The sequence below is a fragment of the Candidatus Niyogibacteria bacterium genome, assembly GCA_016432485.1.
Taxonomy (GTDB): Bacteria; Patescibacteriota; Minisyncoccia; order HO2-45-28; family HO2-45-28; genus HO2-45-28.
Genome location: CP066691.1, coordinates 790,652 through 806,744, shown reverse-complemented (window position 1 = coordinate 806,744; position 16,093 = coordinate 790,652). Strand labels below are relative to the sequence as shown.

The following is a 16,093-nucleotide window of genomic DNA, read 5'->3' as shown; positions in this document are numbered from 1 at the left end:
ATATCAGATTTCTACCGCTCGACCAACAGGGCAATAATCTTTTTAATAAGAACTTCCAAGCCGTAGTTTTTCACAACGAGCTCCCGAAGTCCTAAATTTGGACGATTTTCGGATGACATTTTTTTTATTCTTTCAGCAAGAACTTCCGGAGTTTTGTTTTCTAAAAAGAATTGCGGAAACAAAATATCATGAAAAGCCTCGTTTGAGGTAATCACCAAAAGTCCCGAAGACATCGCTTCAAGCACGGCTTTATCAAGGCTGCCTGTTTCGCTTAAATTCACGAAAATGTCGCCGGAATGGTAAAAATCCTGAATTCGGGGATACGGAATGGGACCGACAAAAAAAACATTGTTTTCAAGGCCTTTTTGCCGAACAAGCGACTTTAATTTTTCAAAATAAACTTCGTCCGATTTTGTTGCCGGCCCGCCGGCAATTTTAGCTTCAAAATCTATTTTGGAATTTTGCAAAATACTAAAACTCTCTATCAGAGTTTCCAAATTTTTCACCGGCGCAATTCTCCCCGCCGTTATTATTTGTAGTTTATTTGAAAATTGCCCGGTCATCCGACCGGGCACCCCGTCGAATGACGGGGTGAATTTTTGTGTGTCTATCCCATGCCCCACAACCTCTACTTTTTTTGAGGGCAGGCGAAAACTTTCGCGAGAAGCCGTAAAAATTTTATCGGCGAGCTTCTCGGCAAGACGCAATTTTAAATTAACGGCTTTATGCGTATACCAAAGAGCGATTTTTTTGCCCATAATTTTCCAATCAGCCCAGCCCAAAATCACGTACTCCGGATTCATATGCACAAAAACAACATCATAGCTACGCCGTTCTCGCCAAATATGTCCGTAAAATCTGAATAAGTATATCAAACGATGCAGAATTTCTAATTTCCAATTTCTAATTTCTAATTTCTTTTTGCCTAGCGACAAAACCTTAACATTTGAAGGAAGATTATATTCGCCCTTTTCAAGACAAATAATGGTCAGTTTCTCAACATTCTTTGAAAATTCTTCAAGCCACCGGTGAAAAAACCCCAAAATCGGGTCCCGCGCATCAACTTTTTGCGTGATAATCAAAAGTTTGAGCATTTTTTCCAGGATTCGACTATACGCCCATAATAATCTTCTTCGCTCGCAAGTTTTTTAACTTTTTCTGCCGCCGCTTCAGCCAAATCTCGGCGCAGCTCGTCATTTTCTAAAAGGCGCAAAATTGCGGCAACCAAAGCATCCTTGTCGTTGACCGGAATAATAAGGCCATTTTTTCCGTCTTCAACAAACTCTCCGGCCAAACCAACATCGGCCATAACAACTGCTGCGCCGTATCGCATGGCTTCAACCGCGCTCATTCCCCAACCTTCATACCGGCTGGTCAAAAGAAAAATATTCGCGCCTTTGTAGTATTGTGCGGTATTTTTTTGCCAGCCCTCGAATTTAATATTAGCTGTTAGCTGTAAACTGTCAGCTTTTAGCTCAAGGGCTTCGCGCTCCGAGCCATCGCCAACTATTATCAAACCGGTTTTCGGATGTCCTTTAATTACTTCCGCTATCGCATCAAGCGCTAACCCGATATTTTTTTCGGAAGTTAAGCGCGAAACCATTAAAATCGTCTTATCAAATTCAGGAAATACTTTTGGTTCAACATTTAAATCGGCTGACTCCGCCAAAATCGGCAAAACAATGATTTTGCCTCCAAGATTGTTAAATTTTCTAATTATTGATTTTTTAATTCTTTCGGACACAACTCGGATACACGATGCTCGCGGAATCAAAAATTTAGCGAGCATTGCCCTCATTTTATTAAACATCGAGTGTCTAGTAAAAAATGGACTGAAAATATCCGCGTGAATCTGCATCTGCCATTTAACTTTGAAACTTTTAGAAAGTAGCCGGCAAATAAAAGCGTGCTCAATATCCTGCGCCGTCAGCAAGTCGTACTTTTCGGACTTCAGCGCCCGCCATGCCGCAAAAAACGCTTTCGGAAAACGCATGAATTTCCCCGTAAACGCCCGCACAAGAACATTGCCCGCAACCCCTCCTCCGCTCGACTGCTTCACCGCCGCGCGGGAGGTCAAAACCAAAACATCAAGCCGCTCCACGCGCCTGCCGTATTCCACCATCCTTCTTGACGCCGAGGACTCTTTATCCAAAATCGTCGGATCAGCCGAAAACATTAGAATTTTCATGCGAATTCTTTAAGATAGCATTCCTCGCAACGAACATCTAATTTCTTTGCGGGGTCATATGATGTATGCATATTCTAAGTTTTAAACCATTCCCTTATTCGTGCGAATAAGGGGTGTGTTTCATTCTAACGATTCTTGATAACATTCTTTGCACAAAATATAGGGTATTTCGTCCTCCGGATGCGAGGTTTCAAAACCGGCGCCGCACTTGGAACATTTGCGTTTTAAAATATGAAGACCTCGAATGTGAGACGAAAATTTTTCATTAATCCGGCAAATGGGGCACTCTCTCGGCAGGGGAAAGTTCATCTCCCGTAAAAATTTCAGCTCCATAGGAATGATTTTATAACCCTTGGCGCATTTCTGACATTCAATAATTTCCTGCAAAATATCATCCCCCGCGTTTTTAATATGGTCGGGGATGTCAGACACCTTCTTGGTCGTTTTATATTCTTTTTTGTCCTCGTCTCGCCACCGATAACCCTGTTCTTCAGCTTCTTTTTTTGCAAGGGGGAAGGCGCTTTGGGCAATTGTTTCGTTATAACCAAAGACGGACAATTCCGGCGGGAAGAATTCTCCATATTTATACACTCTTCCCTTTTTATCTATATATGGCATATCATCCATATGTTTAATTACCTCTCCGCGCAACTTTTCAAATTCATTTTTAGAATAACGTTTATTTAGAATGACATAATCTCCGCCCTTCATTGAAACGCATCCAAAATGGTTTGAGCCTTTTAACAAGGAATGGTGAGAATACTCCGCATTTTGTATTCCCATACCAACCCCCTGGCAAAACCGGACACCAGAAGTATGATTTCCGGATATAACTGATTCATAAGATAGGGAAAAATTGTTCCCCCAGCTGGCCGAAATATCATAACAATCTCGAACGGGTCCATCTGACACTAAAAACATGAATTTAGAATCTTCTGTATCTACCACCTCAAAACATTCTTTACAGTTTTTGGAGTAAAAAACAAAATCACCGGTTGAATTCACAGAAAAGTTGTCATATTTGGGTCTTGGAGGAAACTTCCTCCAGTGTTCTTCGGCAAGTTTTTTGATTTCTTGATAGGTCTTATAAGAACCGAGGTCATATTTAGCGATTTCCTTAAAATAATCCTCTTTTGAATAAGATTTATTAAAAATATAGTATTTTTTGTTCCGTAAATTGGCAGAGGCAAAACAATTATGACAATTTATAATATCGCGACAAAAGAAACACTCTCTGGACTCTATGGCCTGCCACCTGGAGCCGGCGCATTTACTGCATTTGTGGTGATGCATGCAGTCGTAAAGAAGTTCATTTGTGTGCATAAAAGCACAATCCATGACCGATTCGTTATACACCAGAACAGCTCCGTATGCCGAATCTTTGTTATAAACGGCGTGAAAAAGAAGATAACAGTTTTTTAAATGTCCGGCATTATTGTTGTATGGCGAATCTTTGACAATGTCCACATCAATAGCAAGCCCTAAAAGCGGTGCCTCATGAAATAGCCCGCTCCATTGTTCAAAAAATGGCTTAGAAAAATCGTAATCACGGCCGTATTCATAAACATCCCACCTGTCCGACCACCAGCAGTCGGGGCAATAAACTTTAAAGGGCTTATCTGGCGAGATATTAGAAATTGTGTCTTTGCCGCATAAATCACATTTTCTTTTGTGTAAATTTACTAGATTCCAAAATGATAGTCGCCTCTGAAGCCGGCATTTGGGACACCAAGTCGGCGCCGGAACTTTTATTTTTTCGTAAAACTCAAAATCATCGGATTCAACGACGAAGTCGGATTTACAACTCTGACAGGTTTTGGTTTCGGAATTCATGTTTTTCAAACTATTCTCTTATTCGCGCGAATTAGGGATATATTTTAAAACTTTTAATGTTTCTTCAATCATGTTTTGACCGGAAAAACGCGCGATATCTATTTTGGAATTTTGCAAAATACCGGAATACAAACTCGAGTTTTCAAAAAGTTCGAAAATTGCCCGTACCCACGCTTCTTTGTCATTATAACCCACCACTATGGAATTTTCGCGATCTTTGAGAATCTCGCGATTGCCCCCCGAATGCGTGCTGATAATCGGAGCGCCGACTACCATAGCTTCCAGGATCTGATGCGAAAATCCCTCATAGCCAGTGTTTAATAAAAATATATCGGCTGCTCTCAAATATTTCAGGACCTGCTCATGAGGCAAATTGCCTAAAAATTGCACGTTAGCTTTTAGCTGATAGCTTTTAGCTTTTAGCGCGCTTTCTTCGGGGCCGGAGCCGATTATTAATAACTTCGTGTCCGGATATTTTTTTGAAATTTCCGGCATTATTCCAATCAGCATTTCAAAACCTTTCCACGGCACAAGGCGGCCGACGCTGACTAAAATTTTTCCAGCCAAATCCGATTCTTTACGAACTTTTTCTTTTTCAACTTCGATATATCGAAGTTGAACGGAATTATAAATTACTTTAATTTTTCCGGATTCAATCCCCCATTTCTCAACAACCGATTTCAAATATCGGCTCGGCACAATAACCGCGCGGGCGCGATTCGCAACAAACCTCTCAACCCGGCGCAAAAATTCAATACGCCAGCCGTGTGGCGTATTGAGAAATTCGTCCAGCAGTTCTTTGACGCCGAAACGATTGACTCCCTGCTCCCAAGCGTAATCACCAACCACTTTCAAAATAAACGGCTTTCGCAAAATCATTGAGGCAAGCGCCGAAGGAAAGCCGACCGAAACCGGGTCTTGAGCAAAAATAATATCGGCCTTACGCGCGCGCCAAAAAACTCGGCAGAAATAAACTGCGTGACGAATTATTTTAGGCAGATGCCGAACGCCACCGAAAGACAAAACCTCAACATTAACGCCGTATTTCGGAAATTCTTCAGCAAGAACTTTGCTGTAAGTCGCGGGACCTCCGATGTCGGGCGGAAAAAGAGGCGTGGAGATTAAAATCTTCATTTTGTATGAATTAAACGATAAAAAATTCCGCCCATTTTTGTGGCGACGGCGTCCCATGAATAATTTTCGCGAGCGTCTCTAAGGGCGTTTTCGGAAAGTTTTTTCCTGAATTCCTGGTCGTAAAAAATCCTTTTTATCTTGAAAGCGAGATCTTTAGGATCGTCTATTTCACAAAAAAGGCCGTTTGAACCGTCTCGCAAAAAATCAGGGATACCGCCGACATTGGTTCCGATTATCGGAAGCCCAGCCGCCATTGCTTCCAAAAAAGCCGAGCCCAAACCCTCCGAACGGGACGGACGCACGAATAAATGCGAAATCGCGTAGTACTTAGCCAAATCCCGGTGTCCCACATTGCCCAAAAATCGCACTCTTTTTTCTATTTTTAAATCCGAGGTTAATTTTTTCAGTTCTTTTTCCAAGTCGCCTCGACCCGCGATAAGCAGATATTCACCGGGAATTTCGACCATGGCTTTTATTAAAATGTCCACGGCGTTTTTACGGACCAGGCGAGAAGCGGTAATCGCGATTTTGTCTTTGGTTCTAACGATGCCGCATTTCAATCTAAGCTCTTTGAGTTCTTCCGCGCTAAACTCGCGCCCGAACACTTCCAAATCCACGCCATTGGACACAATCAGCGTTTTTTCCGCGGACGCGCCGGCTTTTACGGCTAAATTTTTAAGGTAGCGGCTGATCGTCTGAATTTGATCGGCCAGCATAACCAATTTTTTAAGCCAAAAACCCATCAGGCCCAAACGGCCCGAAGTCAGATATTCTTCCGGGTCTCCTTCCTGCAAAGTCAGTAAAAATTTTATATCAGGATTTTTTCTTTTTAAAAAATACGCGGCAATGCCGCCGAATGAGGCCATCATACCCCAGAGCAACAGATTATAGCTTTTAGCTTTTAGCTTATAGCGGTTGATTATTTTTTTGGCTTTAAGATAGCCGAGAATGGGCAAAAGATACTTATCAAAAGACAGGCCGAATCCGAGACGATGAACTTCAACCGCGCCGATTTTTTCTCGCGCGGGCAAAGCGCGGCTGAAACGGGCGGTAAATAAAATAAAATCAAATTCGCCTCCGAGGCGATCCGTGATTTCTTTTATCGCCAGCTCCGCTCCACCGATAAACGGCAAATAGGCCGTAGAAAAAATTAAAATTTTTGACTTTTCAGGCATTTTCAGCTTATTATATAATAAAATTTATTTATGGTCAATCGTAAAAAAATTAAAAAAATACTTTTTGTAATAACCAAGTCAAACTGGGGCGGAGCTCAAAGATATGTCTATAATTTAGCGGTCGCCGCCAAAGAAAATTTTGAAGTGGTTGTCGCTTTCGGAGGCTCTGGGGAAAAAGACGCCAAGGAAGGATTGTTTGCCCAAAAACTCCGCGAACACGAAATACGGACAATATTCGTAAAATCTTTTATGCGCGATATTTCTTTTGTGCGAGAATTAAAAGCGTTTTTTGAACTTCTAAAATTGTTCCGCTTCGAAAAACCAGACGTAATTCATCTTAATAGTTCAAAAGCCGGCGGCATAGGTTCTCTGGCTGCTCGCCTGACAGGGACGCCAAATATAATTTTTACCTCCCACGGTCTGGCTTATGACGAAGACAGAAATCCGCTTTCGCGTTTTATTATTTTAATTGCCACATGGCTAACGTTTCTCTTATCATGCGAAGTCATCGTAATCTCAAGAAATAATCACGAAAGAGCGCGCAAGCTGCCGTTTTGCGCCAAAAAAATACATCTGATTCACAACGGTTTCTCTCCGATTGCGGAGTTATTAACTCGTGAGGAGGCGCGCGGAAGGCTCGGCCTGCCGCCAAACGCTCTAATTCTGGGAACAACGGCGGAATTAACAAAAAATAAAGGACTCCGTTATCTCGTTCAAGCCGGCGGAGCGCTGAATAAAAGGGGCTTTAATTTCTTGATTTATATTATCGGCTCCGGCGAAGAATTAAATAATTTAAAAACTTTGGCGGCCAAAGAAAACATTTCGGAAAAAATTCGCTTTTCCGGATTTATACCCGATGCGTATTTGTATTTGAGGGCCTTTGATATTTTTGTTTTTCCTTCGCTCAAAGAAGGGCTGCCTTACGCTTTAATGGAGGCCTCTTTCGCGCAGTTGCCCATAGTTGCCTCGGACATTGGCGGAAACGAAGATATTGTTGAGAACGACAAAACCGGTTTTCTTGTGCCTCCAAAAAACGCCTCCGCCCTGGCAGAAGCTGTATTTAAACTCGCGGCGGACGAAAAATTAAGGGAGAAATTCGGGCTAAACGCCAAACAAAAAATATTGAAAGAATTTACAATTCAGGAAATGCTGGAAAAAACCATCGCGCTTTATTCATGGCGAGCCGCGTCGAACTATGAATAAGTAGCCGCCCGCGGACAAAATTCCGACTGCCAAAGCGATAACGAACCAAAAAAACGAGGAACCCGCAAATGACGAATCGCCAACGGCAGCGGTTTGTTTATTCGCCGGTATCGAAATCTTATCTTCATCACTTTTACTCGGAGGCGCGACTTCCGAGACAGAAGAATTACTAATATTAAGAACCCGGCTTTTACTGCCGGAGCTCACTCTCGCGACAAATTTATTTTCACCAGGACTTTCAATGCCAATTTTTATTTCATCTCCGACATAATGAAAACTTTCATCATCCTGAATATGCCCGGAGTAAACAAATTGGCGCGCCGTTTTGCCGTCGGGATATAGAAGGGCGGCCGAACCGGAATCGGGAAAAACGATACTTGAAGCCGTCTCGGTTATGACAACGCGCGACTGCGAAAGAATCGCGGTGTTTTCCGGAAAATAAAAGACTTTACTGCCGTTGGAAATGCCCCAGTGCGAAAGGTCAACGATAAATTTAGAATCGTTAAAAATCTCCGCCCACCCTCCATTGCCGGGTTTTATCTCGGAAATAACGACGCCGTTCGGCACCACTGTTACCGTCGCGCGATCAGACACCGAAATACCGCCGACCGAAACGCTCAAATCAATATTATAATCGCCGATAAAATTATAAACGTGATAAACAAACCGCCCGCGTTTAATACTGCCATCACCCATATTCCACAAATAATCATCGGCTTTTAACGGTTCGCCTTTAAGGCCCGTGACTTTGGCTTCGAACTTTATCATGGCTCCGGAGATTGCTATCCGTTTTCCTCCGGCATCCGCAATTATTTGCGGGGCTGGCGGGGGCATTACAGAACCGGATTCGGCTGGAGCCGGGGTTTGGCTTTGATCGGCATCTCCGTTGCTTTCAACCGCTTGCCCCGCCCCTGAATTAATTGATTTTGGGGTAGGGGCAGCCGTAATCCAGCCGGACGCCGATTTCTGCATTGTTTCTTTAGTCGCATTATCGCCCGCGGGCCAGCCCGCCGAAGCGTCAACACGGTCAATTTCCTGACCCGAAGAATTCTTCAAAATTAAAATCTCGCCGGAATTTGAAAGGCCGTTGCCAAAAGGCGAAATTAAATCGGCCATAATTTCCGGAACGGTCGTATCGTCGGTGCGTTCAATTAAATAGTAAGCGCCGGCCGAGATATTGCCCTGAAGATTTATAGTCATACCGCCATCCTCGGAAATTAAAATCCAGCCCGATAAATCTTCTGCCGAACTTCCTGAATTATAAAGCTCCATCCATTCATCAGATGCCGAGGTCTGATTCCCCATCCAAGCCACTTCGTTAATAATGACTTGGGCGCCGGCCAAAAACGGTAAAAATAGTAAAAATAAAATAAAAAAAACCGATTTCATATGAAACCAGGTTAAGAAAAACAAGCCTTAAAGTCAAATCTAATTGAACTTTATGCTGTCGCCGGGTTTAAGCGTTTTAGATTTAGAATGTTCTTCTTCCGGTTTTTTTTCGCTTTTTTCTTCGTCAGCCATGCTTTCTTTTAAGGCCTTACGCAACTCTTCAATTTGAATATTTTTATCTCTTTTCATGTTCTGCCACGCTTTGGCTTTCAAATCATCAAGCGAAAGTGTTTTTTCGGACGGAGTTTTTTTTATTACCGGCCCTCCGCTTGTAATCGGCATAGCGCCACTTTGGCGTCCCGTATTTCCCGCTCTTGATGCTGATTTTTCCGGAGTCTTCGGCTGCGTAAAACGGCCGGAAGAAGATGGGGCCGGCTTTCCTAAAAATTCAATGCCCATTAATCCCAAGTTGCCCCCAAATTCCTCTCGGTCCGCCCTGGATGTCGGAAGCGGCCTGAGCGGCTGCAATTGGCCTGATTCAATTTTTTTCAAACAATCCGAGCAATAAACCGGCCGGCGGCCATCCGGCTTGAAAGGAATCGTTGCCGACTTTTTGCAAATCCAGCAGGGGGTCTCGAAACGCTCGCTTTTTGACGCAGCACTTTCGGCTTCGGTTTTATCATTTTCAGTATCAACGCTCGGCAGAGAACCGCTCCATTTTTTAATATCCAGCTCCACTTCGTCCACCAGACGGCCGTATTTTTCGCGCGAAGATTCAATAATTTCCTCGGGAGAAACCATATCTTTAGTCGTCTCCAGAGGCGGCAGAGTAATTGCCGAAAATGGCCGGCTAGCCACGCCGTTGACCATAAGCTTCAAATAAATATTATAGTTCGGCAAATCAACAAGGTCCTGGATGGTAAATTCCGGCTCAAATTCTTTTTCTAAAAATTCGGCGTCCGTCGCCCCGACCCTGAAAGCGATCATCGTGCCGACGTTGCCAAAAACCGCGTCGCGCACTTTAGTTGAAGTTTCCGAAACCAATTGGCCGGTATACTGATGAGCAATAATAAGATTCAAACGGTATTTTCTGGCCTCGGACAAAATAGACGCGAAAGCTTCAGTAGCAAAGTTCTGAAACTCGTCAACATAGAGATAATAGTCCTCTCGTTCCTCTTCCGGGATCCTGACCCTTTCCATTGCCGCGAGCTGGACTTTAGTTATGAGCATGGCCCCCAAAAGCATTGAGTTTTCCTCCCCCACCCGGCCCTTTGAAATATTGGCCAGCAGTATTTTGCCTTCATTCATCAATTCATAAGCATCAAAGCTAGATTTGGTCTGCCCGACGATATTACGTATCAATGACGTTGAAACGAATTGGCCGACTTTATTTTGAATCGGCACGATGGCTTCGTTGCGAAAACGCTCCTGCCACACTTCATATTCGTTAACCCAAAAAGCTCGCACCACCGGATCTGTAACATTAGCTAAAATCCTTTGGCGGTAATCTTTGTCGGTCAAAATTCTTTGGATTCCCAAAAGTGTCGTGCCCGGAGTCTCAATCAAAGCCAAGATGCAATTCTGCAAAATATATTCCATGCGCGCCGACCAGACATTCGCCCAAATTTTAGTAAATATGCCTATCAGGCCCTGCGCCACAAGGTGTTTGTATTTTTTATCCGGAACTTCAAGAACGTTAAAACCCAAAGGAAAGTCGGTGTCGGCCGGGTTGAAATAAATGACGTCTTTAATCCGGTCTTTAGGAATTCTGGACAGCAATTCCTCAACCAGCTCTCCGTGAGGATCAACCACGCAAATTCCTTTTCCGGAATTAATATCCTGAATCGCGAAATTCTTGATAAGCGCCGATTTTCCGGTGCCGGTTTTTCCGATGATATAAGTATGCTGGCGACGGTCAGAAACCTTAATGCCGAAAATTTTATTTTCGCCTCTGAAATTCGTTCTCGCGAAATAAACCGTATCTTTTGCCATTAATTATATTATGCCACATTTATATATAAATTTGTATGCCAAACAAAATCGCCCAATCCAAAAAGGTTGGGCAATAAAATTTTTCCTCTCTACTTCTTTGAGGAGGTGGGTCCTTTTATCTTTGATACCTCCTGTCGCAGAGCTTTAAAATTAGCAATGTCTTGTAATACCAACTGCATTGCTTCATGACGAGTAAATCCGGCTTTCTGATAAATCTTAAGAGCGGCAAAACGCTTCTTTGCGCGGTCGTTTTTATATGCAGCGAGTTCCTTCTGCAAAGTTTTGTCTGATTCTACAGCATTAAATATTCTGACAAAAACTTGTATGATGGGAACCAAATCAGCAGCAACCTTATCAGCCACATGCGGGAGAACCTTCAGAACAGGACGATATTCTGAAACCACGCCTTCATAGAGGACATCAAACAGATCCCTCACTACGTCTTCGTTTGCGCCATTCCCTATCGCTTCCAAAATTTGATCAAGAACTTCTTCCAGCTTTTCCAGGTCCATCGTTCCTCCTCTTTTCTCAAAAATAGTTTAATGTGCGGGGACACCGTGTCCCAACCGTTGCCATCATACCACCTCACCGCATCTCGTCAAGCTCTTGCAATGGTTCAATAGCTTCGCAACACCAAAAAGCTAAAAAATGGCTTAAAATAAGGATTTTTAGCTCTAATGTTCAATCTACCCATATTGAACAGAGGGAAATTTATTATACTATCGGTTCGGGAGGTGAATCGGGAAGAGCGGATTCTTTGACCGCGCCCCACTCAACACCCGGTGTTTTTAAGGTCTCAACACCGAGTGTTTTCCCGGGCGCGGAGGCAAGCCCCAAAAGTTCGTTTTCTTCTTCAAGAATTTTTCTTTTCACTTCTTCGGCCGGAGCGGCATAATTCTCGCGGCTGAATTTAATTATTTCGTCTTTGAAAGACTTGTGGACCGGCGGTAAAACTTTCAAAGTTTCGGCGGAAAACGGGTCATAGGTGTCGCCGTCAATAGTCATTTTTATGTAAAATTGCTGAGTGCCGAGATTAACCATATCTTTTGCTTTGAATACCGGCGTCATCTCCGCTTCCAGCTTCGCCGCGTCGTCACCGCCGACTCTGAAAACAACCATAGTGCCGACATTACCGATTACTGATTCGCGAACATGCTGAATAAGCTGGCCGAAAAACTGATGGGCCACCGTCAAAGAAACTCCGTATTTTCTGGCTTCGGAAAAAATGTTAACAAATGTGGCCGTAACCAAATTATGAAACTCATCTACGTATAGATAAAAATCTTCGCGATCTTCCTCGGACATTGACGCGCGCGCCATTCCGGCTTGCTTTATTTTAGTGATAAACATTGAACCCAAAAAACTTGAATTTTCCTCTCCAAGCCTTCCTCTTGAAAGATTGATTAAAAGAATTTTTTTCTCGTTCATCGCGCGCTCAAGGTCAACTTTATTTTCGCGCTGACCAAAAATGTAGCGCAGATAAGGATTGGCCAAAAACTGGCCGAGTTTATTGACTAGCGGAATGATCGCTTCGGTATCAAATTTTTCGGACCAATCGGCAAATTCAATCGCCCAAAAACGCTTGACCATTTCGTCTTCAATATACTCAACAACCTTTTGACGGTATTTACGATCCACGAGCATTGAAATCATTCCGCGCATAGTCGCCATTGGAAAATCAAGAAGAGCAAGAACAGTAAAACGAAAAACGTGCTCAAGCCTGGGGGTCCAATTCGCGCCGAATTGTTTTTCCATAACTTCAATCAGGCCTTGAGCCACCTGATGTTTCAATTCCGGATTTATATTCTGTAGCGGATTAAAAGAAATCGGCCAGGCAGTATCGGACGGATCAACTAAAATGGTGTCTCTAACGCGCTCTTCAGGAATAAATTTTAAGACCTCTTCTATGACGTCTCCATGCGGATCAATCAAGCAAACGCCATGGCCGTATTGAATATCCTGCCTTAACATCAATTCCAAAAGCTTGCTTTTTCCGACGCCCGATTTTCCGATTATATACATATGGCGCCGGCGGTCTCTTCGCTTGATACCGAATATGAACCGCTTTTCCTCAAGTCCGGCTACGTAATTGGTGCGTCCGAAAAAAACGGCCTCTTTCGGGTCAACTTGCTTATAGACCGGAAGTTCCGGCGGCGGCGGAGCATATTTTATTATCTGGATTTTTCCTTCTCGTGCCACGTTTCACTTATTAGATGACTTTTAATTCTTCCAGAGCTTTTTTGTAAGCGCCGAGCGTGCGCGTTGTCTCTTCACGGCTTGGATGAAAATCCGGTTCGTGGGCGATTTTATTGCGAAGCTTATGAGCTTCCCAGACAGAGTTGGAACTCGGCAATTCCCCCGGAGCTAAAGAACGCAGACGTTCGGCTAAATTCTTGCCTAAAAACCCCATCCGGCCCATAACGTCTTCAAGCAATATGTCGGCTTCAATAATAGCCATCGGATACCCCCGGGAACCCGCGGTTTCGGCTTTTTTGATTATGGCGTCCCACTTGCGGCGGTTAGCGCGTCTTTGCTCATCTTCAAAAGAAACTTGCTTTTGCGGAGCACGGTTAGCCCGGTGTCCTTCAAAGACGTAAAGCCGCTGTCTTAAGGGCCATATTTTTACAAAAACAAAGATAGATACCGCAAGAAATATAAAAGACAGAATCGCTAAAACGTCCTGAACTGCCGTATAAATCTTGGACCAAAAAGCAGCGTTCAAAAAATCCATATATTATTTACCGTTTTTATTTCCTTCCGACACTTTAAGTCCGGGCACGTCTTCCTCCCCGCCGAAAATCTGAAGGCCGGCCGGAGGACCAAGGCGCTTGGCTTCCACTCTTTTAATAAAGGGCGCGGTTAAAACCAAAAAAGACGGCAGGTGAAACAATGTCGCTAAAGATTCGGTGTTGAAAACGCTGATACGCGACTTCTTGTCAAAATAAAAAATTTGGGAATTAAAAATTTTGCCAATGAGCATTTCTTCCGGCAAAGCGCGATTGCGGTAACTTTGCAGAATTCTTTGTTTGCGGGCTTCCTCGCGCTTTTTCGGGAAAAGAAACGGCGGTTTGCCCCACCAGACCATTGTTCTGGTCGGGATATTGGGAATAAAATAATTCATATTCTGAGTGGAGTACTGGGCGAACGCTCCGCGCACCCCGCGATAAGGCAGATTGCGGTTAAAAATAGAGCGCGGCGATAAATAAATATAGCGTATGACGGTTTCAAAAGCGGCTTTGGCCAGATTTTTTTCAACTGTTTCAATGACTTCAATCTCACCCGGAGTGCGTGAAATCATAACCGTGTCTTTGTCGCTTCCGATGACCTTAGCTTTGCCAACTGTTTTTTCCTTCATTTCTTTCACTAATTTCCGGCCTTTCTTTTGGTAATCTCCGGCTGGGTCAACCGGCCTCACGACCAATTGCAGCCACAACTGTTCTTCTTTTTTTATTTTTGACAAAACCTCAATAAGGTTAGACAAAGGGTCAAGCGACCTTTCTTCCTCCATATTTTCAAATTCGGGATAGGTTTTAATAGGATAAGCGTCTTCCCGGCCCAAAGCCAATTCCAACCCGAACAAATCCATGCCCATTTTGTAAATATCCGTAGTTTTTGCCGGCAAACGGTCAACGTAATCGGCCGATTCCACCACTTCGGCGTCGTTATATACGGAATAGATGTTTGACTCAATTATATTTTTATATTTCGCGAGCGTGCGGATAAAAAGATGAATCTCGCCGCCGAAACTGGCTATTTCAAAGCTCCACCAGGCCGTAACTTCGCCTTCAACATATTTTTCACTCCAGTTTTCGGCAGAATTGCGCAGACTGTAAATCTGACTGAAAATCTGTTCCATCGCCTTGGGAGACTTCCTGACTTCGCGCGGAATCAAAATTTCAAGAAGAACCCAACGCATGTCTTTTCTATAAACAAGAGTCCGCCAATAGCGGATCATATTCTTAACCAGAACCACCGAGAAAATAAAAAGCCAAAGCCACCATAATCTGGCGATTACTTTAAAACCGGGAAGCAAAGCTGTCTGATATAAAAGATAAAAAGATTCCCTAATCTGCGGCATTACTTATATTATGCCACATGAAACCGCCCGTCGGGAAGTCTTTTGAAGCGAGCCTTGTTTTGAAGATTTATGAAAATGGTATTGTCTTTAACGTGCCTCTCTTGCTTTACCAATTTAACCAGCTCCTCCTTTGAAGACGGACCCTGTTTTTCCAAAATGGATTTAATGATGTCCTTTACGGTTCCGGGCTGATAGCCCCAGCTGGCAAGCGCGTAAAGCCCGCGGCCGACAAGCACAAAACGTCTGTCTTTAATCAGCTCATTATGAACCGTCTGGACATGGGCTCTTTTATTGGCCAGGCCTTCAATGCGCGAAGCCACTTCGCGAAAATGCAAAGGGGAACCATGCTTTCTTAAAACCAAATAAGCGAAATCGCGCATGCCCGAAGGCTTGACCAAAGGAGAACTTGTGAGCCCCCACTCGCCAAAATTGTTTGAATTTATATTTTTTGACACGCCGAGCCATGAAAAAACAGCATCAGCTGAAATCTTCCGGCTCAAATCCGATTCGACATGTTTTTTGAATTTATCAGCTATCTCCTCGCGATTCAAAGGCTCCTCTCCTAATCCTCTGCAAAAATTTTTTATAGTTTTCTCAACTTCGGCAACCCCCGCCGCGTCATTTGTCCAGCGGTGATAAAATTCATTATCCGCCCCAATCCTTTCAAAAGGGCGTCCCAGCGATAAGAAAAAGTAAACATAATTCTTCCCGGAATCATTGCCGGCAAAATGAGCCAGAACTTCGTCTTCACGCCATACCTTATCCCTAAGGTTAAACTCTTTTTCCAAATCGGCAAAAAGTTCTTTGGAAGCGGAAAAGACCTCGGAATTTCTAATTTTACCGATAGCCGCGGCTTCAATTTGTCTAACGCGCTCGCGGGTTATTTTATAGAGCCCGCCTATTGATTCTAAGGTCTGCTTTTTGGAACGGCTGCCTATGCCGAAACGACGCTCAATAACATCGCGCGCTCTGCCCGACAGCTCCTTTAGCATTGACTTTGATAAATCCTCAAAATTATTACCGGTCTTGACCATAATATTTAATTCAATCCTAGCTTACAGCGATTTTTCTGTCAAGTCAAGGGGTCAAATCAAAAATAATATTCCCCCTTTATAAATTATAAATTTAAAAAACGCGCCCCCCGAAAACTTCTCGGGGGGC

Annotated in this window: 13 protein-coding genes; 1 reads left to right on the top strand and 12 read right to left on the bottom strand. The window is 43.6% G+C overall.

Annotation, left to right across the window (positions count from 1 at the left end; all coding sequences use genetic code 11):
- Nucleotides 1-11 precede the first annotated feature (11 nt).
- The 5 genes from HYY55_04515 to HYY55_04495 form a co-directional block, all read right to left on the bottom strand.
- Nucleotides 12-1,094 carry a glycosyltransferase family 4 protein gene (locus HYY55_04515; protein ID QQG46189.1) on the bottom strand — a complete coding sequence of 361 codons (1,083 nt, stop codon included), beginning with the start codon at nt 1,092-1,094 and terminating at the stop codon, nt 12-14.
- The gene (locus HYY55_04510) at nt 1,079-2,188 is read right to left on the bottom strand and encodes a glycosyltransferase (protein ID QQG46188.1); all 1,110 of its coding nucleotides are present in this window, start codon (nt 2,186-2,188) and stop codon (nt 1,079-1,081) included. Before HYY55_04510 ends, HYY55_04515 begins: the two co-directional genes overlap by 16 nt.
- A 120-nt stretch (nt 2,189-2,308) precedes the next feature.
- Entirely contained in the window at nt 2,309-4,021 is a 1,713-nt protein-coding gene (locus HYY55_04505; GenBank protein ID QQG46187.1) for a hypothetical protein, read from the bottom strand.
- A gap of 18 nt (nt 4,022-4,039) precedes the next feature.
- The gene (locus HYY55_04500; GenBank protein ID QQG46186.1) at nt 4,040-5,155 is read right to left on the bottom strand and encodes a glycosyltransferase family 4 protein; all 1,116 of its coding nucleotides are present in this window, start codon (nt 5,153-5,155) and stop codon (nt 4,040-4,042) included.
- Nucleotides 5,152-6,330, bottom strand: coding sequence for a glycosyltransferase family 4 protein (locus tag HYY55_04495; protein QQG46185.1), 1,179 nt, complete (start codon nt 6,328-6,330; stop codon nt 5,152-5,154). The genes HYY55_04500 and HYY55_04495 overlap by 4 nt, the downstream gene beginning before the upstream one ends.
- A gap of 30 nt (nt 6,331-6,360) precedes the next feature.
- On the opposite strand from HYY55_04495, the gene HYY55_04490 reads away from it, so the two are divergent.
- Nucleotides 6,361-7,533, top strand: coding sequence for a glycosyltransferase family 4 protein (locus HYY55_04490; GenBank protein ID QQG46184.1), 1,173 nt, complete (start codon nt 6,361-6,363; stop codon nt 7,531-7,533).
- On the opposite strand, the gene HYY55_04485 is transcribed toward HYY55_04490, so the two are convergent.
- From HYY55_04485 to HYY55_04455, 7 genes are all read right to left on the bottom strand, one after another.
- On the bottom strand, nt 7,504-8,922 hold the full coding sequence (locus HYY55_04485; GenBank protein QQG46183.1) for a lamin tail domain-containing protein: 1,419 nt from the start codon (nt 8,920-8,922) through the stop codon (nt 7,504-7,506). The genes HYY55_04490 and HYY55_04485 overlap by 30 nt on opposite strands.
- Before the next feature lie 39 nt (nt 8,923-8,961).
- Nucleotides 8,962-10,854: a type IV secretion system DNA-binding domain-containing protein gene (locus HYY55_04480; GenBank protein QQG46182.1), complete on the bottom strand. Its 1,893-nt coding sequence runs from the start codon at nt 10,852-10,854 to the stop codon at nt 8,962-8,964.
- Nucleotides 10,855-10,943: 89 nt separating this feature from the next.
- On the bottom strand, nt 10,944-11,366 hold the full coding sequence (locus HYY55_04475; protein QQG46181.1) for a hypothetical protein: 423 nt from the start codon (nt 11,364-11,366) through the stop codon (nt 10,944-10,946).
- Between the two features lie 202 nt (nt 11,367-11,568).
- Nucleotides 11,569-13,053: a type IV secretion system DNA-binding domain-containing protein gene (locus tag HYY55_04470; GenBank protein ID QQG46180.1), complete on the bottom strand. Its 1,485-nt coding sequence runs from the start codon at nt 13,051-13,053 to the stop codon at nt 11,569-11,571.
- 10 nt (nt 13,054-13,063) lie between these two features.
- The gene (locus HYY55_04465) at nt 13,064-13,585 is read right to left on the bottom strand and encodes a hypothetical protein (GenBank protein QQG46179.1); all 522 of its coding nucleotides are present in this window, start codon (nt 13,583-13,585) and stop codon (nt 13,064-13,066) included.
- A gap of 3 nt (nt 13,586-13,588) precedes the next feature.
- Nucleotides 13,589-14,932 (bottom strand): hypothetical protein, encoded by a 1,344-nt coding sequence (locus HYY55_04460; protein QQG46178.1) that lies wholly within the window; start codon nt 14,930-14,932, stop codon nt 13,589-13,591.
- Between the two features lie 8 nt (nt 14,933-14,940).
- Complete coding sequence (locus tag HYY55_04455) at nt 14,941-15,966, bottom strand: hypothetical protein (protein ID QQG46177.1); 1,026 nt, start codon at nt 15,964-15,966, stop codon at nt 14,941-14,943.
- Between the last annotated feature and the right edge of the window lie 127 nt (nt 15,967-16,093).